The sequence below is a fragment of the Bacillus sp. TH17 genome (assembly GCF_016651125.1).
In the GTDB taxonomy this organism is placed as follows: Bacteria; Bacillota; Bacilli; order Bacillales; family Bacillaceae_G; genus Bacillus_A; species Bacillus_A mycoides.
The window spans coordinates 4,920,374-4,946,384 of record NZ_JAEKEN010000001.1 but is presented as its reverse complement, the minus strand read 5'-3'; the positions used below and the strand labels follow the sequence as shown (position 1 = coordinate 4,946,384).

At 36.7% G+C, this 26,011-nt stretch carries 23 protein-coding genes, 2 tRNA genes and 1 pseudogene; all 26 read right to left on the bottom strand.

The annotated features are described in order from the left end of the window. Window positions 1-138: 138 nt before the first annotated feature. Window positions 139-1,137, bottom strand: coding sequence for a tRNA dihydrouridine synthase DusB (dusB, locus tag JFT95_RS25430; protein ID WP_002009708.1), 999 nt, complete (start codon window positions 1,135-1,137; stop codon window positions 139-141). Between the two features lie 23 nt (window positions 1,138-1,160). Beyond that, window positions 1,161-1,364 (bottom strand): helix-turn-helix domain-containing protein, encoded by a 204-nt coding sequence (locus tag JFT95_RS25425; RefSeq protein ID WP_002009706.1) that lies wholly within the window; start codon window positions 1,362-1,364, stop codon window positions 1,161-1,163. Next, the gene (gene folK, locus JFT95_RS25420; RefSeq protein WP_002138868.1) at window positions 1,316-1,831 is read right to left on the bottom strand and encodes a 2-amino-4-hydroxy-6-hydroxymethyldihydropteridine diphosphokinase; all 516 of its coding nucleotides are present in this window, start codon (window positions 1,829-1,831) and stop codon (window positions 1,316-1,318) included. Before folK ends, JFT95_RS25425 begins: the two co-directional genes overlap by 49 nt. Further along, window positions 1,828-2,190, bottom strand: a complete 363-nt coding sequence (folB, locus tag JFT95_RS25415) for a dihydroneopterin aldolase (RefSeq protein WP_000358063.1) — start codon at window positions 2,188-2,190, stop codon at window positions 1,828-1,830. Before folB ends, folK begins: the two co-directional genes overlap by 4 nt. Beyond that, window positions 2,191-3,051, bottom strand: coding sequence for a dihydropteroate synthase (gene folP, locus JFT95_RS25410; protein ID WP_061689485.1), 861 nt, complete (start codon window positions 3,049-3,051; stop codon window positions 2,191-2,193). After that, the gene (pabC, locus tag JFT95_RS25405) at window positions 3,026-3,898 is read right to left on the bottom strand and encodes an aminodeoxychorismate lyase (protein ID WP_002091560.1); all 873 of its coding nucleotides are present in this window, start codon (window positions 3,896-3,898) and stop codon (window positions 3,026-3,028) included. The genes folP and pabC overlap by 26 nt, the downstream gene beginning before the upstream one ends. Then, a complete protein-coding gene (gene pabA / locus JFT95_RS25400) occupies window positions 3,892-4,479 on the bottom strand; it encodes an aminodeoxychorismate/anthranilate synthase component II (RefSeq protein WP_002113273.1) in 588 nt (195 codons plus the stop codon). Before pabA ends, pabC begins: the two co-directional genes overlap by 7 nt. A 5-nt stretch (window positions 4,480-4,484) precedes the next feature. After that, window positions 4,485-5,882 carry an anthranilate synthase component I gene (gene trpE, locus JFT95_RS25395; RefSeq protein WP_201053519.1) on the bottom strand — a complete coding sequence of 466 codons (1,398 nt, stop codon included), beginning with the start codon at window positions 5,880-5,882 and terminating at the stop codon, window positions 4,485-4,487. A 223-nt stretch (window positions 5,883-6,105) separates the two neighbouring features. Beyond that, window positions 6,106-7,029: a cysteine synthase A gene (cysK, locus tag JFT95_RS25390; RefSeq protein ID WP_002130221.1), complete on the bottom strand. Its 924-nt coding sequence runs from the start codon at window positions 7,027-7,029 to the stop codon at window positions 6,106-6,108. Window positions 7,030-7,146: 117 nt separating this feature from the next. Then, window positions 7,147-8,022, bottom strand: a complete 876-nt coding sequence (gene hslO / locus JFT95_RS25385) for a redox-regulated molecular chaperone HslO (RefSeq protein WP_002009693.1) — start codon at window positions 8,020-8,022, stop codon at window positions 7,147-7,149. 6 nt (window positions 8,023-8,028) lie between these two features. Further along, window positions 8,029-8,817 (bottom strand): type III pantothenate kinase, encoded by a 789-nt coding sequence (locus JFT95_RS25380; RefSeq protein ID WP_002009692.1) that lies wholly within the window; start codon window positions 8,815-8,817, stop codon window positions 8,029-8,031. Window positions 8,818-9,016: 199 nt separating this feature from the next. Further along, the gene (gene ftsH, locus JFT95_RS25375) at window positions 9,017-10,918 is read right to left on the bottom strand and encodes an ATP-dependent zinc metalloprotease FtsH (protein WP_002091565.1); all 1,902 of its coding nucleotides are present in this window, start codon (window positions 10,916-10,918) and stop codon (window positions 9,017-9,019) included. Between the two features lie 85 nt (window positions 10,919-11,003). Further along, window positions 11,004-11,546 carry a hypoxanthine phosphoribosyltransferase gene (gene hpt, locus JFT95_RS25370; protein ID WP_002124550.1) on the bottom strand — a complete coding sequence of 181 codons (543 nt, stop codon included), beginning with the start codon at window positions 11,544-11,546 and terminating at the stop codon, window positions 11,004-11,006. Beyond that, window positions 11,543-12,972 (bottom strand): annotated as a pseudogene (gene tilS / locus JFT95_RS25365) (tRNA lysidine(34) synthetase TilS). The gene hpt and the pseudogene tilS overlap by 4 nt, the downstream one beginning before the upstream one ends. 203 nt (window positions 12,973-13,175) lie before the next feature. Then, window positions 13,176-15,647, bottom strand: coding sequence for a stage II sporulation protein E (spoIIE, locus tag JFT95_RS25360; RefSeq protein WP_201053516.1), 2,472 nt, complete (start codon window positions 15,645-15,647; stop codon window positions 13,176-13,178). Window positions 15,648-15,908: 261 nt separating this feature from the next. Beyond that, a tRNA-Glu gene (locus JFT95_RS25355) sits at window positions 15,909-15,980 on the bottom strand. Between the two features lie 13 nt (window positions 15,981-15,993). Beyond that, window positions 15,994-16,067: transfer RNA gene (locus JFT95_RS25350), tRNA-Met, on the bottom strand. 159 nt (window positions 16,068-16,226) lie between these two features. Then, on the bottom strand, window positions 16,227-16,712 hold the full coding sequence (locus JFT95_RS25345) for a S1 domain-containing RNA-binding protein (protein WP_002009683.1): 486 nt from the start codon (window positions 16,710-16,712) through the stop codon (window positions 16,227-16,229). 87 nt (window positions 16,713-16,799) lie between these two features. After that, window positions 16,800-17,159: a cell division protein DivIC gene (divIC, locus tag JFT95_RS25340; protein ID WP_002091572.1), complete on the bottom strand. Its 360-nt coding sequence runs from the start codon at window positions 17,157-17,159 to the stop codon at window positions 16,800-16,802. After that, entirely contained in the window at window positions 17,156-17,809 is a 654-nt protein-coding gene (gene yabQ, locus JFT95_RS25335; protein WP_002091573.1) for a spore cortex biosynthesis protein YabQ, read from the bottom strand. The genes divIC and yabQ overlap by 4 nt, the downstream gene beginning before the upstream one ends. Beyond that, window positions 17,806-18,114: a sporulation protein YabP gene (yabP, locus tag JFT95_RS25330; RefSeq protein WP_001059101.1), complete on the bottom strand. Its 309-nt coding sequence runs from the start codon at window positions 18,112-18,114 to the stop codon at window positions 17,806-17,808. Before yabP ends, yabQ begins: the two co-directional genes overlap by 4 nt. Window positions 18,115-18,172: 58 nt before the next feature. Then, window positions 18,173-18,448, bottom strand: a complete 276-nt coding sequence (locus JFT95_RS25325) for an RNA-binding S4 domain-containing protein (protein ID WP_002009677.1) — start codon at window positions 18,446-18,448, stop codon at window positions 18,173-18,175. Between the two features lie 14 nt (window positions 18,449-18,462). Next, window positions 18,463-19,923 (bottom strand): bifunctional methyltransferase/pyrophosphohydrolase YabN, encoded by a 1,461-nt coding sequence (gene yabN, locus JFT95_RS25320; protein ID WP_201053515.1) that lies wholly within the window; start codon window positions 19,921-19,923, stop codon window positions 18,463-18,465. Window positions 19,924-19,935: 12 nt separating this feature from the next. Then, window positions 19,936-21,537 carry a putative polysaccharide biosynthesis protein gene (locus JFT95_RS25315; RefSeq protein WP_201053514.1) on the bottom strand — a complete coding sequence of 534 codons (1,602 nt, stop codon included), beginning with the start codon at window positions 21,535-21,537 and terminating at the stop codon, window positions 19,936-19,938. A 231-nt stretch (window positions 21,538-21,768) separates the two neighbouring features. Beyond that, window positions 21,769-22,305 (bottom strand): stage V sporulation protein T, encoded by a 537-nt coding sequence (spoVT, locus tag JFT95_RS25310; protein WP_002009670.1) that lies wholly within the window; start codon window positions 22,303-22,305, stop codon window positions 21,769-21,771. Between the two features lie 135 nt (window positions 22,306-22,440). Continuing rightward, window positions 22,441-25,971, bottom strand: coding sequence for a transcription-repair coupling factor (gene mfd, locus JFT95_RS25305; RefSeq protein WP_201053513.1), 3,531 nt, complete (start codon window positions 25,969-25,971; stop codon window positions 22,441-22,443). Between the last annotated feature and the right edge of the window lie 40 nt (window positions 25,972-26,011).

Genomic DNA, 26,011 nt, shown 5'->3' with positions numbered 1-26,011 from the left:
TATTAATTTTTACAATATATACAGTATAGCATTTTCTACTCAACTAGAAAAACTGCCAGCAACTAACTGGCAGTTCTTCTTTCTTTCACGTAATTATAGGAAGTGTATAGAAGAATGTCAATCTCCTATGCCCCCTTATTAACCAACATAAATTGTTTGTTGTTTCGCTTCTACTTCTTCTACAAATGCACCTAATACATTCGCAAGGTCCTCACGTGTGTCGCAAGTATTGATACCATTACGCACACTGGCATTACCACGAACACCTTTTAAATACCAAGCTGCATGCTTTCTCATCTCTCTTACGGCAACATTTTCGTTCTTTAAATCGATAAGACGATCTAGATGCAACATACATACATCAATTTTCTCACGCACTGTTGGTTCCGGCATTAACTCACCTGTCTCTAAATACTTTACCGTACGATAAATCATCCACGGATCTCCAAGAGCAGCGCGACCAATCATAACACCATCTACACCAATTTCATCAAGCATACGCTTTGCATCTTGTGGTGTTTCGACATCACCATTTCCGATAACCGGAATATTTACAGCCTGCTTTACTTGTTTAATAATATTCCAATCCGCTTTACCTTCATACATTTGCACTCGTGTACGCCCATGAACCGCTATCGCTTGTCCACCAGCACGCTCAACAGCTCTAGCATTTTCTATTGCGAAAATATGTTCTTCATCCCAACCAATACGCATTTTAACTGTAACTGGCTTTTCAACAGCATCTACAACCGCCGCTACCATCTCATATATTTTATTTGGGTCTAAAAGCCACTTTGCTCCTGCATCACACTTAGTGATTTTCGGTACTGGGCACCCCATATTAATATCAATAATGTCTGCTGTCGTATATTTATCTACGTATTTCGCAGCATCTACAAGAGTTTCTTTCTCTCCACCAAAAATTTGTAAACTTAATGGCTTTTCTCTCTCATCGATATATAACATATCTAATGTTCTTTTGTTATTAAGTAATATTGCCTTATCACTTACCATTTCAGCACAAACTAAACCTGCACCAAATTCTTTTACCGTCAAACGGAATGCAGAGTTACACACTCCCGCCATCGGTGCTAGTACAACTGGATTTTTCATCTCAATATTTGCAATCTTTAACACCCGACTTACTCCTTCCTTTACGGTCACTTTGGCATCAATTCGTCTATTGAAACGTTTAATGTTTTAGCGACTTCTACTACAAAATCTTGGGAAGGTGATCTATTGCCCCTCTCAACTTCACCTAAAACCGATACAGATACCCCTAATTCTTTCGCAAAACCTTCTTGCGTATAGCCTTTTAGCTTTCGAAAAGCACGAATGCGTCTTCCCCATTTTTCTGCTTCCATACCGTTACTCCCTCTCGCCTTTTCATTTCTTCTACTTGTGAACGTGAAATGTCTTGTTTTATATCTTGATTGATTTCTAACAACGGAACGATAACAAAAGCTCTTTCGAACATCCGCGGATGCGGAACAATAAGATTCTCTGCTTCAATATTTTCTTGATTATATAGTAAAATGTCAAGGTCGATGGTCCTCGGGCCCCATCTAATTTCCCTTTTTCTTCCTAGGTCATTCTCTACCCTTTGTGTTACTTTCAATAATTCTTGCGGTGATAAATTGGTAGAAATTTTTATAACTAAATTTAAAAAGCAATTTTGGTCAGTATAGCCAACCGGATCAGTTTCATATACAGACGAAACATCATCAACTTGGATATGCTGGTTTTTATTTAAAAACTGAATTGCTTCAGTTAAATAAGTATAACGCTCCCCAATATTGGAACCTAATGCAATGTACGCTATATTATTCATGGACGCTCTCTCGTAATTTCTACCGCTACAGCACGATAATGTCCTGGTATCGGCGGATCCGGTTTAATTACCTTAATTGTACACCGTGAAATACTCTCATATTGTTTCAATATATCTGTAGCGATATTTTCAGCGATACTCTCTACAAGCTTATACGTTCTATCTTCAACAACTTTTCTACACAGCTCAAAAAGTTCCCCGTAATTGACAGAATGCTCCAAGTCGTCACTTTCTCCTGCGCGTTTTAAATCCAACTCCACCGTTAAATCTACTTTAAATCTCTGACCTAATTTATTCTCTTCTGGGAATACACCATGATAACCGTAAAACTCCATATCATGGATATAAATTTTATCCAATTACTTTACCCCCTTACCAATCATCGCGTCCATCATCTTAGCCATACGCGCCATTTCTTTCACATCATGAACACGGATAAACTCACAGCCCTTTTCAATACCAAGACAAACGGTAGCTCCCGTTCCTTCAAGACGTTCCTCCACTGGTAAATCTAACACATGGCCAATAAAGGACTTTCTTGAAGTACCTAAGAGAACTGGGTAACCCAGTACATTTAACTGTTCTAAATTGCGCATCGCTTCTAAATTTTGCTCAGGTGTTTTCGCAAAACCGATACCTGGGTCTAAAATAATATTCTCATCTCGCACACCAGCATCTTTAGCAATTTTAATACTTTCATACAAATCAGCAATCATATCGGCCATTAAATTGCGGTAATTCATATTATCTCGGTTATGCATTAAGATAATGGGCACATCATAATAGGCTGCAACTTCAGCAATCCTCGGTTCCGCCTTCGCTCCCCAAATATCATTAATAATATGAGCACCAGCTTCAATCGCTTGTTTCGCAACCTCAGCTTTATACGTATCAATAGAAATAGGTAGCTTTACTTCTTTTGACACTGCCTGAATCATTGGAACAACTCGCTTTATTTCCTCTTCTACTGAAACTTTAGCGAAACCCGGACGGGTAGATTCGCCGCCAATATCAATAATATGGACACCTTCACTTTTCATTTCTTTCGCATGTCGCACCGCAGCATCTACTTCGTTGTAACTCCCACCATCAGAAAATGAATCTGGCGTTACATTTAAAATCCCCATAATTAATGTCTTTTCATTTAAGTTCAATGTATATTCGCCGCAGCGCAAATCATAATCCCACTTCAAACTACACATCTCCTCTTCGCAATTCATTTCTGCTCCACAATTTCTCTCTCTGCACTCCATAAAGATCCATAAGTCTTTTTGTAACCACTCCCACTTTACCCGGGAAATCTTTCTCCTCTATACGATAAAGGGGGACAATCTCTTGAATAGAGTTCGTTACGAACACTTCATCCGCTGAAAGCAATTCATCTTTTGTAAAGAAACCTTCCTTTACTTCTATATCTAGCTCTTCAGCAGCCTTTATAATAAACGCACGAGTGATTCCGTTTAAAATCCCTGTTTCTAATGAAGGAGTATATAAAATATCTCCTTTAACAAAAAAGAGATTCGAAACAATACCCTCTGCAACATAACCTGTTTCGGTAAGAAAAATACCTTCCTTATTCACAACATTTCCAATTTCGCGTTTCCCTAAAATATTATTTAAATAATGATGGGACTTCAAGCGAAATGCACCCTCTGGTGTATTTCTCACTTGCTTTAAAATAACTCCTTCTTTTTCCACTACATTCCCTGGAGCTGCTAAAGGTTTTATAAAAACAATAACAGACGGTTCTTCATATACTTCCGTTTGTAATCCTATTTCATCTATACCCGCCGATACATTTAAGCGCACATATGCATGCTTTAACCCATTCTTAACAAGTAGATTCTTTAAAATAAGCATCACTTCATCTTTTGTCATTGTCCATTTGATTTGCAATATATCGAGCGCATCCATTAAGCGTTCATAATGATCATCCAATAAAAAGAGATGACCATTATAAATACGAAATGTCTCAAAAACCCCAAGTCCATATAGGTAACCGTGGTCATAAGGAGAAATTTTCGCTTCACTCGCTTCTACATACGCGCCATTTACGTAAATTAACACGATGTCACACTTGGGCTATATTTGCGAATGAAATTCTGTAGCAATTCTTTCCCGTGAGAAGTCATAATAGATTCCGGATGGAATTGTACCCCTTCAATCGGCAACGTTTTATGACGAAGCGCCATAATTTCACCTTCTTCAGTCCAAGATGTTATCTCTAAACAATTCGGTAACGTCTCTTTTTTAACGATAAGAGAGTGATAACGTGTCGCGGTAAATGGATTTGGGATATCAGAAAAAATCGTCTGCCCATCATGATGCATTAAAGATGTTTTTCCATGCATCAAACGCTCTGCCCTGACAACATCCCCTCCAAATACTTGTGCAATTGATTGATGTCCAAGACAGACCCCAAAAATCGGAAGCTTACCTGCAAAATATTTAATAACATCCATACTGATTCCCGCCTCATTAGGACTACATGGACCTGGCGAAATCATTAAAAAATCCGGTTTCATATTCTCAATATCCGAAATAGTAACTTCATCATTACGCTTAACAACAAGCTCTTGTCCAAGTTCTCCAAGAAATTGCACTAAATTAAATGTAAAAGAATCATAATTATCAATCATTAATATCATTTCTCTCACCTAACCGTTTCTTCGCTACTTTCTTTTGCACGCCATAAAGCGATTGCTTTTTTTAACGACTCTTTATATTCATCTTTTGGATTTGAATCAATTACAATACCCGCTCCAGCTTGCACATGCGCTTGTCCATCTTTAGTAAGTAGTGTTCGGATTACAATATTCAATTCCGTATCTCCAGAATAACCAATCCAACCAATTGAACCCGTATAAATCCCTCGGCGAACAGGTTCTAATTCTTCAATGATTTCCATCGTACGTATTTTCGGGGCACCGGTAATTGTCCCACCAGGAAATACAGCCTTCACCAAATCGAAAGCATCTTTATCTGCTTCCACCTCACCACGCACATTAGAAACAATATGCATAACGTGTGAGTATTTTTCAATCACCATAAATTCATCTACTTCAACAGTGCCATATTTACAAACCCGGCCCAAGTCATTTCGTTCTAAATCCACAAGCATTACATGCTCTGCTCTTTCCTTTTCATTTTCAATTAATTCTTTCGCTAATTCTTCATCCTCTTGCTCACTTGCTCCTCGAGAGCGCGTACCAGCAATCGGTCTTGTACTCACTTCTTTTCCTTGCTTTTTAATTAGCAATTCAGGCGAAGCACTAACAATTTGAAAATCTCCAAACTCCAAGTAACCCATATATGGAGATGGATTAATTTCACGAAGACTTGTATATATTTCTAGTGGATGTGTTTGTAATGTTCTTTCTTGTCTTGTCGACAAGTTTACTTGAAACACATCACCCGCTCCAATATATTCTTGAATACGTTCAATGGCCTTCATAAAGCCCTCTTCCGTAAAAGCGACTGCTTCATTTTTCTTTTCAGGAGATTCAAACGGCATAGTCACTTCGGGGGCTTCTTTCATCCAAAGACCCTTCCATTCATTTAATCGTTCTTCTGCCTCTTCACACTCATCTACATAATGCGTAATAATCCATAATACTCTCTCCTGTTGATCATACACAAACACGTCATCAAATAACAAAAAGAATATGTCAGGTATATTAATATCATCCTTCGCAAGAGAAGAAAGTTTTTCAATATAACGGATACAATCATAACTAAAGTATCCAATTGCCCCACCCTGAAAAGGTGGGTACTCCGGATTATAATCCGTTTTCCATTTCTCCATATACGCTTGCATTAAATCTAACGGATTCCCTCGCTTTATTGTTTCCTTACCACTTTCACTTATATGTAACGTCTCATTCTTACCCTGAATTACCGCTACTGGATCCAGCCCAACAATATTATAACGACCACCACGTCCACTTTCTAACAAAATATGTTGCGGCTTATCCTGAGAAAGAAATTTATATTGCTTAAAGAAATCTAACTGATATGGAATAGAAAGCGCTAAAGATTTTCTTCGTTGCATATCAACACCCCGTCTTCTGTTATCCCACCCTCTTAAGCCAATCAAATCAAACTACATAAAATTATTTATATAGAGAATGATTATACTTGAGGGCTAGTGAAAATAAATTAATTATACTACTTCTTATTTTACATGAAGTTTTCTAGTCATTCACTCTTTTCCTTTTTCCAATCAAAAAAGAAAAAGCATCCTTTTTTAAGGATGCTTTTCAAATCACATTCACTTATGACTCAAATTGATAAAGTGGTGTACTTAAATAACGTTCACCGTTACTTGGGATAATAACAAGTACCTTTTTCCCTTTACCTAATTTCTTCGCAACTTCTGTCGCTGCATAAACGACTGCTCCCGAAGAGATACCAACTAAAATACCTTCTTCTTTAGCCACTCTTCTCGCATATTCGAACGCTTGCTCCGTTTTCACTTGAATAATTTCATCATATACCTCTACATCCAATGTCTCCGGAACAAACCCCGCTCCAATTCCTTGAATCTTATGTGGTCCTGGCTTTCCACCAGATAATACTGGTGAATCCGCAGGTTCTACCGCGTAAATTTTGATATCTTTATAAGCCTCTTTCAGCACTTCACCGGCACCTGTAATTGTTCCACCTGTACCAATACCTGCGATAAACGCATCTAATTGATCCCCCATCTGTTCAACAATTTCTGGACCTGTTGTTATACGATGGATTTCTGGATTCGCTTGATTTTGGAACTGTTGTGGTATAAAGTACCCATGTTCTTCTGCTAATTCAGTTGCCTTTCGAATTGCTCCGCCCATTCCTTCAGGTCCTGGAGTCAATACTAATTCAGCACCGTAAGCGCGTAATAAATTACGACGCTCAATACTCATTGTTTCTGGCATTACTAAAATTGCCTTATATCCTTTAGCAGCTGCTACCATCGCTAAGCCAATACCTGTGTTACCACTTGTCGGCTCAATGATTGTATCGCCCTCTTTTAATAATCCTTTATTTTCAGCATCTTCAATCATAGCTAACGCGATACGATCTTTAACACTGCTCCCCGGATTCATAAATTCTAATTTTAAGTATACATCTGCGCTGTCTGATTCTACGATGCGGTTCAACTTAACGATCGGCGTTTTCCCGATTAATTCTGAAACTGATTGTGCCACTCGCATTCCTGTCACTCCTAACACCGAGTATTTTTATTGGTTTTATCTATATTTAGATTTTGTCAGAAAATTCCCTGTTTGTCAATCTATTTGGGCGGCTGATTCTCCACCTAAACTTCTTTATTACAGCTTCTCAATTAGACTTGTAATATCTTCTTTAGCGAATTTATGTCGTTCATTACAGAAGTGACAGTGAACTTCCGTCTCTTCTTCTTCTGCACGAATTTGTTCTAACTCCGCTTTACCTAAACTAATTAGCACACTTTCAATACGCTCACGTGAACATGTACAATTAAATTGAACATCCATTGTTTCTAGCACTTTCACTTTATCTTCTCCAAGCACTTCATACAGTAATTCTTCTGGAGAAAGACCTTGTTCGATTAATTGTGATACCGGCGGGATTTGTTGAAGACGCTCTTCAATAAATGAAATTGTTTCTTCCTGCGCACCTGGCATAATTTGAAGAATGAATCCACCCGCCGCTAATACGCTATCATCTCCATTTACAAGAACACCAACACCTACAGAAGAAGGTGTCTGCTCAGAAACCGCGAAATAATATGTGAAATCTTCCCCTAGTTCTCCTGAAACAATGGGAGATTGACCAATAAACGGTTCACGCATACCGATATCTTTAATTACCGTTACAAACCCTTCTGTACCTACCGCTTGATATACACGTAATTTTCCTTGTTCCGTTCCTTCAAAATCAACATGCGGATTCGTTACATAACCACGTACATCCCCATTTGCATGAGCATCGACTAAAATAGGACCAATCGGGCCGTTACCCTCTACTTTAATCGTTAACTTCTGCTCGCCTTTTAACATAGCACCCATCATTGTACCCGCAGTTAAAGAACGACCAAGTGCCGCTGAAGCTGTTCTCCATGTATCATGACGCTTTTGCGCCTCACTTACTGTATTTGTTGTACGTACACTATAAGCACGAACCTCTCCATTAAACGCTAACGCTTTTACTAAATAATCTTTCATACTTATTTATTCACCCTTCTCATGTTGTAAATTTGCATTACGCTCATATAACATATACAAACCTTTTAACGTTAAAAACGGATCTACAATATCAATTACATTTGATTCTTCTGAAATTAATTTTGCTAATCCACCTGTTGCAATAACTTTCGGTTCTTGCTTAGCTTCTTCCTTCATACGCTTAACAATACCTTCCACTTGTCCAACGTATCCATAAAGAATACCTGATTGCATTGCACTTACTGTATTCTTCCCGATAACACTACCCGGTTTTGTAATTTCAATACGAGGAAGCTTTGCTGCCCTGCTATATAAAGCCTCTGCCGAAATCATAATTCCTGGCGTAATGACGCCACCCATATAATGCTTCTCTTCGTTAATATAACAATATGTAGTAGCCGTACCAAAATCAACAATAATAAGCGGACTTCCATATAAGTGGATTCCTGCTACTGCATTTACAATTCGGTCCGCGCCTACTTCACGTGGATTTTCATATTTAATATTCAAACCAGTTTTTATCCCAGGCCCCACTACAAGCGGTTTAATTTTAAAATACTTTTCACACATACGCTCTAAAGCGAACATAATTGGCGGTACGACTGAAGACACAATAATACCTTTCACATCTTCAAAAGAAAGACCTTCATGCTCAAGTAACTGCTTTACAAGCATCCCATACTCATCTTCTGTTTTATGACGATCTGTTTCCATGCGCCAATGTTGACGAAGTTCTCCCTCTTCAAACACACCTAGTACCGCATTTGTGTTCCCTACATCCAATACAAAAATCATATTCTCACCACTTATCTTATTTAATCTATATTTGCGCAGTATGTATAAAACTTATAAAAACATCATATCACACATACTTATATAATCAGTTTTTCTATACTCATCATTGTACAAAAAGATTACTCTCTATTTCAATTTTTTTTGCCACTTAAATTCATTCCACAAAAAAAAGGAGTGACTATTGTCACTCCTTTTTTTCTTACTTATCTTCTGTATCTTCATCGTCTTTCTTCATATTGATGTTTACTTTCACATCATCTGAAGATGTTGGACGCTCAGGTAATCTGCCATAATCATATAAATGATTAATTTGCTCTGCATCTAATGTTTCTACTTCAAGTAACGTTTTCGCGATAATATCAAGCTTATCTCGTTTTTCAGTAAGAATTTGTTTCGCACGAGCATAACAGTCTTTAATAATTATTTGCATTTCCACATCAATTTCATGCGCGATTGCATCACTGTAGTTTTGTTCTGAATGGAAGTCTCTTCCTAAGAATACCTGACCACCTTGTGAGCTACCAAATTGCATCGGTCCAAGCTTATCACTCATCCCGAATTCTGTGACCATACGTCTTGCAATACCAGTCGCACGTTGGAAGTCGTTGTGAGCACCTGTACTTGCTTCACCAAATACAATCTCCTCAGCTACTCGACCACCAAGTAAACCAGTGATTTTATCAAGTAACTCTGGTTTTGTCATGAAGTAACGATCTTCCTTCGGAAGCATTACCGCATATCCACCAGCTTGACCACGAGGGACAATTGTTACTTTATGAACGATATCTGCTTCATCAAGGACAACACCAATTACAGTATGGCCGGCCTCATGGAATGCAACGATATTACGTTCTTTTTCAGAGATAACGCGACTTTTCTTAGCTGGACCTGCAATAACACGATCCGTCGCTTCATCGATGTCACTCATATCAATTTTCTTCTTATCTTGACGCGCAGCTACTAAAGCAGCTTCGTTTAATAAGTTTTCAAGATCGGCACCAGAGAATCCTGGTGTACGAGTTGCAATTGCTCTTAAGTTGACATTCTCATCAAGCGGTTTATTACGAGCGTGTACCTTAAGTACAGCTTCACGACCATTTACATCTGGACGATCTACTGTAATTTGACGGTCAAAACGACCTGGACGTAATAACGCTGGATCAAGAATATCAGGACGGTTTGTCGCAGCGATGATAATAATACCTTCATTTGCACCGAATCCATCCATTTCAACAAGCAATTGGTTCAACGTTTGTTCACGCTCATCATGACCACCGCCAAGACCCGCGCCACGTTGACGTCCTACTGCATCAATTTCATCAATGAAAATGATACAAGGAGCATTTTTCTTTGCATTTTCAAATAAATCACGTACACGGGATGCACCGACACCGACGAACATCTCTACGAAGTCAGAACCACTAATAGAGAAGAACGGAACGCCTGCTTCACCTGCAACAGCACGTGCTAGTAAAGTTTTACCTGTACCTGGAGGTCCTACTAATAGAACACCCTTCGGAATACGGGCACCAACTTCAGCGAACTTACGAGGGTCTTTCAAGAATTCAACTACCTCAACAAGTTCTTGTTTCTCTTCATCCGCTCCAGCAACATCTCTGAAACGAATTTTTTTCTTTTCATCATTGTATAGCTTCGCCTTACTTTTCCCGAAGTTCATAACACGGCTACCGCCGCCCTGAGCTTGGTTTAATAAGAAGAAGAATAAAATGAAGATAATGACAAACGGAATGATAGAAGTAAAGAACGTTACCCAAGCACTTGTTTCTTCTGCTGGTTGATACTTAACTTCAGCCCCTTGCGCTTTATCATTAATTTTCTTTTGTAATTCCTCAGTATTTGGTGCATAAGTAACAAATTGTTCTCCTTGGCTAGAAGTCTTGAATTGTCCCTTTACCTCAAACACACCATTTTTCGGTTGAAGCTGCACATTACGCACTTCACCTTTTTCAAGTTGAGTAATGAATTTATCGTAGCTAACTGATGTCGTTTTTTGCGTCGAACCATTAAAATAGCTCACGATTCCAATTACTACTAAGAATATCAGTAAATAAAAGATGGTATTACGGAAGATACGATTCATTCCTAACCTCCTCTCACGGCATAAACACTATAGTAAATCGTAACATAAAAAAAATTTCCTATACAATTGTAACGCCTATATTTAATTAATTTGAGTAAACACTTGGTTTTAATACTCCTACATAAGGAAGATTACGGTACTGCTCTTTATAATCTAATCCATATCCTACAACAAATTCATGAGGAACAGTAAATCCAACATAATCTGCTTTCAGATCAACCTTACGGCCTGTTGGCTTATCTAATAAAGTAACAATTTTTACAGATTTCGCTTTACGATATTTAAACAGATCCACTAAATAGCTTAGTGTAAGACCGCTATCAATAATATCTTCAACGATTAAAATATCGCGACCTTCTACCGAAGTATCAAGATCTTTTAAGATTTTTACTTCGCCTGTCGAAACTGTAGAGTGACCGTAGCTAGATACAGCCATAAAATCCATTTCAAGATATGTATCTGTTCTCTTTAATAAATCTGCCATAAATGGCATTGCACCCTTTAGTACACCAATCGCAAGAGGTACTGTATTTTTGTAATCCTCTGCAATAACTGCACCTAGTTCGTGCACCTTTTCTTGTATTTGTTCTTCAGAAATTAATACTTTTTCGATATCTTGATTCATCATTTCATTATCCTCCCGGAAGACTCCTTGCTTTTGTAGTGAATAATCATGTATTTACCCTTCTTTGCTAGCTCTTTCGAAGTAGCAAACGCAGATCGTTTCAACAAGGGTACCCAAATAATATTTCCACTTGCGTCACAAACGATCGGCCATTCTTCTCTTTTTTCTTTTGGTACTTTTGCTTCGATAAAAACAGCTTTTATCTTTTTTGTACCATCCATACCTTGCATTGACATGCGATCTCCATTTTCCCTAGACCGAATACGAAGTGGATACGATATATCATTATACTTAGCAACAAATACTGTTTCATTCATGTTACTCGGTATATCTTCGCTCACCTCTGTTACAAGTTTATCCCCATTCGGCAATATAATTGTCCCAGGTACTGATAAATCTTGCGAAAAAGGAGAAACAATTTCTTGTTTAAATCCAAAACCACATTCTTCGTATGTGCGAACAATTTTCAAACCACCTGGAAAATCTAGTGAACCTGAAGGTTGTGCCCGCTTAAAAAATTCAATCACCTTGTCAATATGTATAGAAGAAAGCGAAGATGGAATCTTATATTCATAAAGATAGTTTAATATTAGTTGAATCCCTCTTCTTTGTAAAGGCATAGACATGGATTCAAAGGCAGGAATTGATAAGCTAATTTGTTTATCGCTTTTTTTGTAATTACTTTATTCATTTTCTCAAAAGCTAATTCCTGCAAATAAGCCTCATCCTCTTGCATCTGCACGCTAAATTTTTGAAATTTCTCATGCATTTGTGGATTTTCTTCTTTCAAATAAGGAAGGACATATTTACGTAATCGATTCCTTGTATATACTTCTTTTTTATTACTCGGATCTATACGCGGAATAACTTTTAATTTATTACAGTAATCAACAATTTCTTCCTTAGTTACCCCAAGTAACGGCCTAATTAAATATCCATTATGAAAAGATCGCTTCACTGCAATTCCTGCGTATCCTTTCGGAGTACTCCCTCGTACAAGGCGCATTAAAATCGTCTCTACTTGATCATCTCCATGGTGACCAAGAGCTACATATCTCGCATCATATTTCTTCATTATTCTTTCCAAAAATGCATATCTGCATTCTCTAGCTGCAACTTGTGCATTCATTCCATATTGCTGTTGATATTGCGACACATTAATCCTTAGCGTTTCACAAATAACTCCTAGCTCTTTGCAAAGACCCTGTACAAACTGTAAATCCTCATAAGATTCATTACCTCTAAACATATGGTCCACATGTGCTACTACAATTTCTAGCTGTTTTTCTGCCCTTTTTTCTAACAAATAATATAAAAGAGCCAAAGAGTCAGGACCACCAGAAACCCCTACAACAATTGTTGAATGTTTCTTTAATACATCATGCTGCTTTACAAAGTCATCTACTTTTTCAACAAATGCATCTTTCAACTTCGCAATCACCTTTCATTAAACAAGAACAACAACATTAGTTACCTTGTATATAATGGTACAACTTTTACAAACATTGTGCAAAAAAAAGATGTACAAAATCCATATTTTTATCTTACATCCCTCCTGTATATTTAACAAAGTAATCACATTACCTTTTTAATCAAAAAAACCTAGGCATCTACCTAGGTTTTTTGATTATTTTATTGCGCCTGCATTCCTACTATTGGAATCGTAGCCCACTTCGGCATATTTTTCTTTACTTTCGCCACCACAATAGTCATATCATCATTTATATAACCATCACCAGAGCGAATTACTTCTTCCATAATGATATCAGCGATTTCCTGTGGGTCCTCTGTTTGTAGTTCTTTAATTTTACGTTTTATCCATAATTCGTGATTCTCCACATGTTGCGCTCCCTCAAAGATGCCGTCACTCATCATGATAAGAAGATCACCCGTTTTTAATTGCTCACCAACCACATCAACTTCAACATCTTCAATGATTCCCATCGGCAAATTACTTGCCTCAATTTTCAAAATATTATTTCCGCGTTTAACAAAACTCGGCGTCGATCCAATCTTTAAAAACTTCGCACTCGCATCCCGCAAATCTACCATAGCCAAGTCAAGCGTTGTATACATCTCCTCTGTCGTCCTTAAAGAAAGAATCGAATTGATGGACTTAATCGCTATTTCTTCATCAATTCCTGATTGAAGTATCTTTTGTAATAATTTTACCGTTTCCCTACTCTCCATATGAGCCCTTTGTCCATTTCCCATACCATCACTAATCGCAAGTGCATATTTACCAACGCTCAAATCCATCATCGCGTAGGAATCACCTGAAATAAACCCACCACCTTTTGCAGCAGTGGCCAATCCTGTATCAAGAGAATATGTCTTCGCTGAACCAAATGATATTAAACTGTGCCCATTTGGATATGAGGATTTCTCTTCATGCTTAACGACGATATTCTCTTTTAAAATATCTGAAAGCATTGGAGCAACCAACTTCTCACATTCCCCATGTTCATTAGATGCAGCCGGAATCAACATTTCAATATCAATACTTCCTCTATCTAAACAATAAATATCAACATGCTCCACTTCGACACCAAAATCACGAAACGCTTGTAAAATTTGCTCCTCCTGCGCTTGATGGTTCTCTCTTTCTCGTTGTATCTCCTTAGCGAAATCCTCCATCACTTTTGATACACCTAGTAATTGCTCCGCTACAATTCTACGATTTTCCTTCATTTGTTTTCTTAATTTCTGCCCCTCATAGAAGTGATCTAATTCACCCGCTACTAAATCCGTTACTTTCTTCCCTCTCACACAATGCTTGTCCCATTCACGAACTAACTTCCGATTATGCTGCAGCGTTCCTTCTTCTGTTTCACTCATTATTTGTTTCATATAATCGTATGTTTTATCAAAATTAACTACCCAACATTGATCCTTCTTAAAGCATGTTTGACATGTTTTTGCAGTAATTGTACTTAAAAATAAATCAGCTTCTGTTTCTTTATCTTCCTTCTCCACATACCCGTATACAGAAAAGCTATTAGACAAAGCAGCAAATACATTAGCAAATTGATTGATTTTGTTTGCTGTAACATCGCGCACTCTTCTTAAATATTGTTGTTGATCCTGTGAATGTTCCTGTGTACCCGGCATAAATTTAGCAATACGATCCATAACAAGCTTCGGTGTTAATAAGAAGAAAACAATCGCTACACCAGATTCAATTAAAGTTGTTACAATACTTGTTTGCTTGTCTACATATAATGTAATTAAGCTTGTACCAATTAATAAACCTAAACTAACTCCTATACGCTTCCCTTCTTTTAACAATCCCCCAAGCAATCCTGAAAAGGCAAGGAGACTAAGTTGAGACAAGCTCGCCACATTTGCTAAACTTAATATTAACCCAGTGACAACTCCTACCGTGGACCCTGTAGCTGCCCCTGCAATAAAGGCAAATACTAATACTAAATATCTAGTGAAAATATGTTGAATAGAAGCATCATAAACAAACCAATCCGTTGTGCCCGTTAAAACAGATGCTAGTAATATAATTAAACAAACAATTTCTTCTGTTTCTAACGCTTGTTGCTTCCCTTTCCTTTCCACTAAAAGCGGAACACTTTGTAAAAATATCATCGTTAATACGAAGCTAAGCCCCGCTTCGATCGTACTGACGAGCAGATCATACATGGTGACGGTTTGCTGTGCAAAATATACAACAACTAAATGTGCGGTTAATGCGGAGATAAATACTTGGAATGGTACAAGTCCAACAGTTTTACGTGTAAACCGACTAAAGAAGATATTATAAATAAAGAAGGTAAAGATAGATGCAAAAGTAAAAAATAAATTATCTATTGAAACTGAAAGTGCTCCCCCCATTAGGGCTAAGAACGCGAGCGGCATTTTATCTCGCTTCATAACATAAACAGCAGCAAAAAACGGCAATGCAAACGGTAAAATGTTTGTTAATATATATGCTCGTCCCAAAAGAAAACCAATAACAGCAATAATGAATCCCCATCTAAAGAAAACTTTTTCAAACTTCATTCGCAACTTACTCGTCCACTTTATTGTTCCAAGCTGACTTTCATTCATCGCCAATGCACTTGTATTCATAGTATTCCTTCCTGCTTTAGGCATATTTTTAACACCACCTGCATAGTTTAATTACTGTTATTATAAAAGATGATTATTGGTTTTTTTGTCAAAACAACAGTTTTGACTTTTATAATCGTTCGACTTTTTATTCGAAATAAATCTACATATATACATAGTATTTAATTTATTTAAAGTTAGTTGAAAGAACGTTCAGAAAATATAGGATGATTTTGTAGAAGTATTGTACGTCTTAATTTATATTTAACAAAAAAAGATCATGCAAATTTGCATGATCTTTTTAGATGACCCGTACGGGATTCGAACCCGTGTTACCGCCGTGAAAGGGCGGTGTCTTAACCACTTGACCAACGGGCCGTTAAATTAAATATAGCGGCGGAGGGGATCGAACCCCCGACCTCACGGGTATGAACCGTACGCTCTAGCCAGCTGAGCTACACCGCCATGTCGTCGTATTTAACGGACAATTAGTATATTACATCAGATATATTTTAAAGTCAATACATCTCAAAAACTTTTTTAAAAATATATTCTCTCACATAAAAAAGTACCCGAGTAATTACTCTGGGTACCTCTCTATATGTTAAGAATTAAACGGACTTATTATCCGCGACGTGCGCCACGGCCACCACGTTTAGATTCTGTGTTACGCTTTAAAGAAGTTAAACGATCTTCACTATCTTTTAAAAAGCGTGCCATCTTTTGCTCAAATGTTTCTTTTGGAGCTCGTTCGTTACCGCCACCGCGGTTGTCTCTGTTGGAAGAACGATTATTACGTTGTGGACGTCCAGAACGTTGTTGATCACCACCACGTTGGTATTCACCGCGTGGACGATCTCCTTCTGTTTTTTCACGTTCTTTCGCTTTCTTAATAGATAGGCCAATTTTGCCATCTTTTTCAACATTGATAACTTTTACTTCTACTTGGTCGCCTACTTTTAAGTGATCATTAATATCTTTCACATAATTATCAGCAACTTCACTAATATGAACAAGACCTGTTAAGCCTTCTGGCAGCTCCACAAAAGCCCCAAAATTTGTAATACCTGTTACTTTACCCTGTAACTTGCTGCCTACCTCGATTGACATAAAAAAAATGCTCCTCCTTAGTGGTTAAAAAGTCAAATTTTACTTTATTATATATAATCCTAAAATACAGTGTCAATAAGACATACTCTACTTAGAAACAGGAAAAATTATCTCCCCTTTTCCGGAGAAGAAATAATCCCTTCTAGCAATCTTTAAAACGTACTCTTCATCATTCAACTTTTGAACTTCATCTTTTAGATTCTTTTCTTTTTTCGTTAATGAATCCAGTTCTTTTTTCATGTCCTTAACTTTTGCTTCTTTTGCTTTAATGGAACTGTTTTGTTGATAAAACGTCACACTAATACTAGCAATAATTGTAAAAGCAAAGACAAGAAAAACCGCTAAACGGCGATAAAGTCGCTTCCTGTTCTCATCCGTTTGTATTATATGTTCTTTAACAGGATTTGGACTCTGTTTGTCGATTGTTCTTTGTCTCAGTTCCCTCATTTCCGAGGTCCCCCTAACTTCTTTTTTATACGCACCCATAATTGGAAGATATGTCCCTTCAATTTTGCTACATATTGCAGGAACCCTACATGCTTCATTATAAAAAGTTTAACACGATTAGGGAGAAGTTTCCATATGAGCGAAGCAATAAACCGAACAGGCGAGAAAAAAACTTTCCATATGAAAAGTAATATCCAAATCACCATTTTCCATAACACATGTCCAATTGAAAGCAGTATACGAAATAAGAATAATATAAATGCAATAAATAGCTGTGCTATAATAATAACAGGTTTTATCATGAGTAGCTGTATAATTCGAACAAAAAATTGTGTTGTTTGTACAAAAATATAGATGAGAAAATTTAACATCTTCATGTATAGTGCTTTCAATAAGCTTTGATATGCTGCAAAACCACATAGTAACGCCAAAAATACATATATACGTAGTTCGGCTTCATTTACACGCAGTAATACATAAAAAACGAATAATGCTTGGACAATCCAAAATAGTATATCATGTATAAATACAAGCCAACGTTTACGCTCTTGGCGTTTTAAAAACCGTTGGTATGTATCTAAAGAAGCACCAATCCAAGCACCCATTCCAATCATCGAAAGCATTGTATACAACTGAATTGTTAGGCTCATTTAAACAACTTACTAAAGAAGCCTTTAGTTTTCTCCCCTTGGTTCTCATCAATATACAGCATTTCATGAACTTTCCCTTTAATTGATACAACACCCTTTTCTACATCTAAATTCTTCATTTGCAAATTTTGACCACGAATTGTTAAAAAACCCATTACAGTCTCGAGTAAAAACTCTTCGCTATCAAAACTCTCTACTTGCTTTACACCAGTAATGTCGATTACACGCCTGCCACGCATGATAATATCATGCTCTACAGAAACATTTTGTTGATTAGAAGACATAGGTGAGTAACCATTATTCACGAAAATCCCCCCATAGCTTTATACTAGCTAATAGTAATGTATGAAGGGCTAACCTATTTTAGAACAAGCCTTCTTCCGCTTTCACTTTTTCCTCACGAACGAGACTATACATGTTTGCTGCATCTTCTTTTTTAGTTGTTTCTTTCAATTCATTTACTTTCACAGTTACTATTTTTTGCCCGAAACGAATTGTTAATTCATCCTCTACCTTCACATCTGAACTCGCTTTTGCCACTTGGCCATTAATCGAAATTCTTCCTTGGTCAGACACTTCTTTTGCTAATGTTCTTCTTTTAATTAAACGTGATACTTTCAAAAATTTATCTAGACGCATATCAAATCCCCCTATTAACGCTCTGTTTGTTTTGCCTCTTCCCATAAAATATCTAACTGTTCTAATGATAAATCTTGCATTTCCTTATTCATTTCAGCTACTTTTGCTTCCATGTATAAAAAGCGATCCATAAATTTCTCATTAGTTGAACGTAACGCTTCTTCTGGATCTAATTTATAATGACGAGCTATATTCACAAATGCAAATAGTAAATCACCAAATTCACCTAGCATCTTTTTCTCATCCATGTTTACAACTTCTTGTTGGAATTCTTGCCATTCTTCTAAGGCCTTCTCTATCATCGGCTGCACATCAACCCAATCAAATCCAACCTTTCCAGCTTTCTTCTGAATTTCATAAGCACGCATTAGTTGTGGCAAGCTTTTTGGAATACCCGCTAAAACAGATTCTTTCACGAATCCCTTTTCTTGTTTTTTAATTTCTTCCCAATTTGCAATCACTTCATCAGCATTATTTACATCCGTATCCCCAAACACATGCGGATGACGACGAACCATTTTCTCAGCTAAAGTCCGAATAATATCATCTATAGAGAACCAACCTTCATCCTCTCCAATTTGGGCATGAAGCATAACTTGTAATAATATATCACCTAGTTCTTCTACTAAATGATCATCATCCTCTTCATCAATTGCTTCTAGCACTTCATACGCTTCTTCAATTAAGTATTTCTTTAAAGATTGATGAGTTTGCTTTTTATCCCATGGGCAACCATTCGGTCCACGAAGCTCAGCAATAATTGCTCTAAGCACATCAAACTGCTGATATAAGGACGCACGTTCCTTAACCGGCGGTACATACACACTCGTTAAATTATTTAATTCTGTTTCGTGATCTAACATGTATAACGATACCTTTTTCACTTGCTCGAATGAAGTCCCTGCAGCTGTTACGATATACACTTCGTAATCATCTGGCAAAATTTCCATTAACGTTAGCTTCACATCTGAAGCAACGAATGCATCATACACTTGGCAAAAGATTAAATGTTGACGTAATTCTAATTGTCCTCTTTCAAATGATGTAGCATCAATTAATTGGAACCCTTCAATCGGATCAATTTTTAGACTTGCAAACATCGGATCAAGGAAACTTTGTCCACCTTCAATTCGCACTTCAATATTTGCTGCTTCTCCTTTTTCCAAAAGTAGCTGAACTGTTCTTTCTGCTACAAGCGGATGACCTGGAACAGCATAAATAATTTCTGCGCCTTTAGCTTGTTCTAACAATGTATTCGCAATTGTTTCATATACGATTTCAAATGTATCATGTGCCTCATATACATTATCAAAGGCCGTATACTTTATAGCTTCTTTCTCCAATTCTTCTATAACTGGGTGTTCCTTCGTTCTAACAAACATATGGTCTGCTTCTTTTATCTTTCGATATACACCCATCGTTAACTGATCTAACTCACCAGCACCTAATCCTAAAATAGTAATGATTCCACTCACAACCAGTCACCTCTATCCACTCTTCTTCAATGAACCTTCTTTTTTCTCTTGTTTCATAACGGTTCCTAATTCTTCTTTTGTAAATACACGAAATTTTAAAATTAAAAACATATATGCTAATCCACCGATAGCTACACCTAACAGCGCTTCAAGCGTCGCAATTCCTCTATGTCCTGTATCAATTACTAATCCAGACATTCGCAACATACGCATAAAGATTATTAATACAAACCCCATACCGATACCACTAATAGCTACACCTAACATATTCCGCCTATCAATAAGCGGCTCCGATACAGCTCGCATAAGTAACACACTATTTAGCAAGGCAATTACAATAAGCGCAACTAAAGTTGCAATCGCAGCTCCCTTTACACCAAAATACGGCATTAATATATAGTTTAAAACTAACTTCAAACAACCTCCAAATACAACGAATATTGCTGGTTTTAATGTTTGTCCCACTCCTTGCAAAATGGAAGCAGTTGTAATTGACAATGAACTAAATAAAATAGATAAAGATAAAATCGATAACACATCTGATCCATCACTATTTTCAAACAACATAATATTTGTAGGTTGAATAATACAAGTTAATCCAATAGCAGCTGCAGATCCAATAACAAATGTTATTTTCATTGCTAACTTTACCTTTTCTTGAATAAATGAAAGATCTCCTCTTTCTTTCGCCGCTGTAATAATAGGAATAAGTGACAATGAGAAAGAAGTTGTCACAACAGTACCTAATTGCATAAGCGGGATACTTCTATCATAAACACCTTTTAGTACCTTTGCATTTTCAACTTGCTCTCCCGCACGAATAAGCAAAGTATACAAGGAAATAGAATCCGCCATTTGTATAAAAATAAGGACTAAATTACTAACACAAATCGCTAATCCCTGCCAAAAAAGGATTCGAACAATCCCTTTTTTATTTCTAATTCCCTTCCATCTTTTGAAGAAAATAGCATGGAAATCATGACGCATATAAAGTAAAAGTACGATAATCCCAATAAGCCCGCCTGCAATTGAACCTAGCATGGCACCCGCACCAACTGTATATAAATCAAATCCATGAGCAATAAGGAATAGTGATAAAAATACAATAATAGAAACACGAATCGTTTGTTCAATTACTTGCGAAACAGCCGTCGGCATCATATTATTGAAACCTTGAAAATATCCTCTCGCTACAGATAAAAATGGCATTAGTAGGAATGAAAACGAAATAACACGTAATAATTTATCTAAATGTATATCGCCCATAGCCGATGCAATTGTTTCGGCCCCAAAGAATAATGTGAAAAACCCTATAAATCCAATTCCTAATAAAAACCAAAAAGATACACAAATAATTTCTTCTGCTTCTTTTTGTTTTCCTCGTTCTAATCTTTCTGCGACCATTTTTGAAATAATAATGGGAAACCCATAAGTAGCTAAAATCAAACAAAATCCATAAAACGGATAAATTTGTTGGTAAATATAAAAACCAACATCACCCGCTATATTTTGATATGGAATACGGTAAAAAGCGCTTAATACCTTCGTAACAAAACTTGCGATTGTTAATATAATAGCCCCACGCCAAAAGGCTTGGTACTTCTTCGCTTCCATACAAGAAAACTCCTTTTTCTATTCTCACCCCTCGTATTATATCACAAAGAAAAACTGGCTCTCCTTCATATTCCTTACATTCACTGACTTCTTTCAACAGCAAAAATATTCAATGAAAAAAGGTAGCAAAGCGCTACCTTCGTTCAATATACTTATATCTCCAAGTAGTTAATTTCTCAAATAGAAATATCATAATTAGGAAAGATTGCTACTTATAGAAATTACACTTCGCTACTGCTCCATTTGTTTCGCTAAAAAGCTTGCAGCTGTATTTACTGATTTATGCTCTACTTCACTTATAATAGCCTCTTTAGAGAAGATAACGACAGCTCCGATTGGATCTCCATTTGCAATAATCGAGCCAATTGTATAAGAGCTCACTTTTTCTGTTACTCCATCAATAATTGAAATTTCGCTTTCATCTGTCATAATTACAGACTTACGCTCTTCCATTGTCTTCTCAATTAAATCGCCAACACTTTTATTTAAGTATTCTTTTTTAGATGCGCCTGCTACTGCGATAATAGAATCACGATCGCATACAAGCACATTATGTCCTAAGCTATCGTATAAAGCTTCCGTATATTCCTTTGCAAAATTACCTAGTTCACTAATTGGAGAATATTTTTTCAAAATCACTTCTCCATCGCGATCAACAAATATTTCTAGTGGATCTCCCTCACGAATACGTAAAGTTCTACGAATTTCCTTCGGAATTACTACCCTGCCTAAATCATCAATTCGACGTACGATTCCAGTTGCTTTCATTCTAATGCTGCCTCACTTTCTACTGATGATCAAAGTGGTGAATTTACCTGTTCATGTAAAAATCACCAACTATTAAACATAGTATTTTACACATTAGTTCTTCTATGCACGTCGAATTGTATTTTTTATCTTATATTAGGCATTTATTACTTCTTTTTTTACATCTGGCAAGCCTTTTAATAAATTTTCAGCAATTGTTAACCATTTCGACGTCTCTAATCCATTCGTTTTCATCACAATTTTCAATTGTGAACCCTCCATACCAAGACCGATCATACGGCCAAAACTACTTCCTAGCATGAATAATTTTCCACCATCTATATTTTGGCTCGCTTGTTCAGAAAACAGGAATGTTACTTCAAATTTATTTTGCTTAATTAACTCAATTTTTTCTTTCATTGCCAACACTTTAATGTTTGCAATTTGTAATAAATAACCAACCTCTTGTGGATAATCACCAAATCTGTCGATCATCTCTTCCTGCAGCTCTTCAATATCTTCAATTGCAGAAATACCTCTAAATTGTTTATACATCATAATTTTTTGTTTACTATCTGAAATGTACGCATCCGGTAAATATGCATCTACTTCTAAATCAATTTCAACATTAACGGTATTTTCAACTCCGTCTGTTCCTCTACGTTGCTCAATTGCATCTTTTAACATTTGAGAATATAGATCAAATCCGACAGAATCAATAAATCCATGTTGTTCTGCCCCTAACAAATTACCCGCACCACGAATTGATAAGTCTCTCATCGCAATTTTGAAACCAGATCCAAGCTCTGTAAACTCTTTAATTGCTTGCAGACGCCTCTCTGCAACTTCCGATAACACTTTATCACGTTTGTATGCAAAGTATGCATACGCGACGCGATTAGAACGCCCAACACGACCACGAAGCTGATACAACTGCGATAATCCCATACGATCTGCATCAAATACAATTAATGTATTTACATTCGGAATATCTACACCCGTCTCAATAATTGTTGTACTTACAAGAACATCATGCTGCCCTTCTAAAAACGATAGCATAACAGACTCTAATTCACCTTCATTCATTTTCCCATGTGCGTATGTTACACGAGCATCTGGAACTAACATCGAAATTTCATCTGCTTTTCTTTCAATATCCTCCACACGGTTATATAGGAAGTAAATTTGACCGCCTCTTGCTAACTCTCGCTCTATCGCTTCTCGCATTAACGCTGGATTATACTCTACTACATATGTTTGTACTGGGAAACGATTCTCTGGTGGTGTCTCAATAACAGATAAATCGCGCACACCAAGCATAGACATATGAAGTGTACGTGGAATCGGAGTTGCCGTTAATGTTAACACGTCAACATTTGCTTTCAATTGTTTAATTTTTTCTTTATGTGTAACGCCGAATCTTTGTTCTTCATCAATAATAAGAAGTCCTAAATCTTTATAAGTAACATCTTTAGATAAAATACGATGCGTTCCGATTACAATATCCACCGTTCCATCTTTTAAACCTTTAATCGTTTCATTTTGTTGTTTTCGTGTACGGAATCTACTTAGTAACCCTATATTAATCGGATAATCTTGAAAACGCTCTCGAATTGTTTCATAGTGTTGTTGTGCAAGGATTGTTGTTGGTACTAAAATCGCAACTTGTTTTTCATCCATAATTGCTTTAAATGCCGCACGAATAGCTACTTCAGTCTTTCCATATCCTACGTCACCACAAAGAAGCCTATCCATCGGACGTCCGCGTTCCATATCTTTCTTAATCTCTTCAATAGAACGTAATTGATCCTCTGTCTCTTGATATGGGAATAAAGATTCAAACTCTTGTTGCTCTGCCGTATCTGGTGTATATGCATAACCTTTCGAAGCTTCACGCTCGGCATATAATTTAATTAGGTCATCTGCAATGTCTTGTACAGATTTTTCAACTTTCGTTTTGACCTTCTTCCAATCATTTCCGCCTAATTTATAAACTTTTGGTTCCTTACCTTCAGACCCTACGTATTTTTGCACTTGATCAATTTGTTCAATTGGAACGTATAACTTATCATTACCTTGATATTTAATATTTAAATAATCTTTATGAACACCATTAATCTCTAATGTCTCAATACCTAAAAATTTACCTATACCATGATTTACATGAACTACATGGTCTCCAACTTTTAATTCCGAATAACTTTTAATACGTTCAGCGTTAGATAACTTTTGCTTACGTTGTGATTTTTTAACCTTCTTATGAAAAAGCTCCTTTTCAGTAATGACAACAAACTTTTGCATCGGCATTTCAAAGCCTGCATGTAAATCACCTACAGCAATTTGTAACCTTCCAGGCAATAAGATATCTGTCGCCTCTACAATGTCTGCATCAATATCATAATCACTTAAAATATGTTGTAGTTTTTTTACACGTTCATCATCTGTTCCAAGCACAACGGTCGTAAAATTACCTTCATTCCATCTATCAATTTCAGTTTTTAACAAATGCATCTGTCCGTGGAAATCTTGCATCGTTTTACATGTCACATTTACAATATTTTGAGGATGCGTGTGTGCTATATGGCGTAAGAATAACGTTAAATATACAAAACTTCTTTTTTTATTATGAAGAAACTCCTCAAACGAGTGGGAGAAAGATAAATCCTGAATAATTGTTCCTTCGCCAAGAAGTGAGATATACCATTCCGCTTCTTCTGTTTCAAGATGTGATGCTGTTTCTTGAATACGGGAAATCTCATCTAAAATTACAACACCATTTTCTGGTAAATAATCTATCAGACTAGCAGGTTCTTTATAGAAAATAGATAAATATTTAAACATTTGTTCTATACTCTGCCCGTTTTTCAACATTTCAATTTCATGACTAACCGTCTCAAGCACAGTAGTCTTTAATTTATCATCGGAAAGCTTTTGCATCGTCTTAGTCAAACCTTCTTCAAGATGCTTAATTCCCGATTTCAATTCTTCCTGTGAAAATAAAAACTCTGTTGCTGGACCGAACTTAACACTTTCCTTTTTATCTTGAGAACGCTGTTCATCCACATCAAACAATCGAATAGAATCGACTTCTATATCGAAGAATTCAATACGAAACGGTAATTCTTCCGTTAATGGGTAAATATCTAATATTCCCCCGCGTAAACTGAACTCTCCTGGAGCTTCTACCATTGACTTACGCTCGTAGCCAATATGATGTAAAGTATGCAAGAGTGCATCTAAATCAATCTCTTGCCCTAGATTGATTTCAATTTGCCTTTGCTTCCATAATTCTTTTATTGGTAAAAACCTACGCAGCCCTGCAACTGGCGCTACAATAATCCCATTCTCTCCTGCAGCTAAGCGATTTAACACTTCAATACGCTGTGCCTTCAATTCTGGACTTGCAACACCAACCTCCGATGCTATCAATTCATTTACCGGATATAGCCAAACATCTTTTTCACCAAGTAACGCCACTAAATCTTCATGTACTTTTTGTGCTTGGTATAAATTGTGCGTCACGATAAGTTGTGATTGCTTTGTCTTTTTATATAAAGCTGCCATTAATAATGAACGAGAGGATGTTGCCATACCCGATACAAGTTGTTCTTTCAACCCATCTTCTAGCCCATTAATAACCGATTGTATTTCTTCATTTTTATAAAATTGCTCTAATAAACCTATCATTTTCAAAACTCCTCTCAACATAAAGAGCAAGTTACTATAT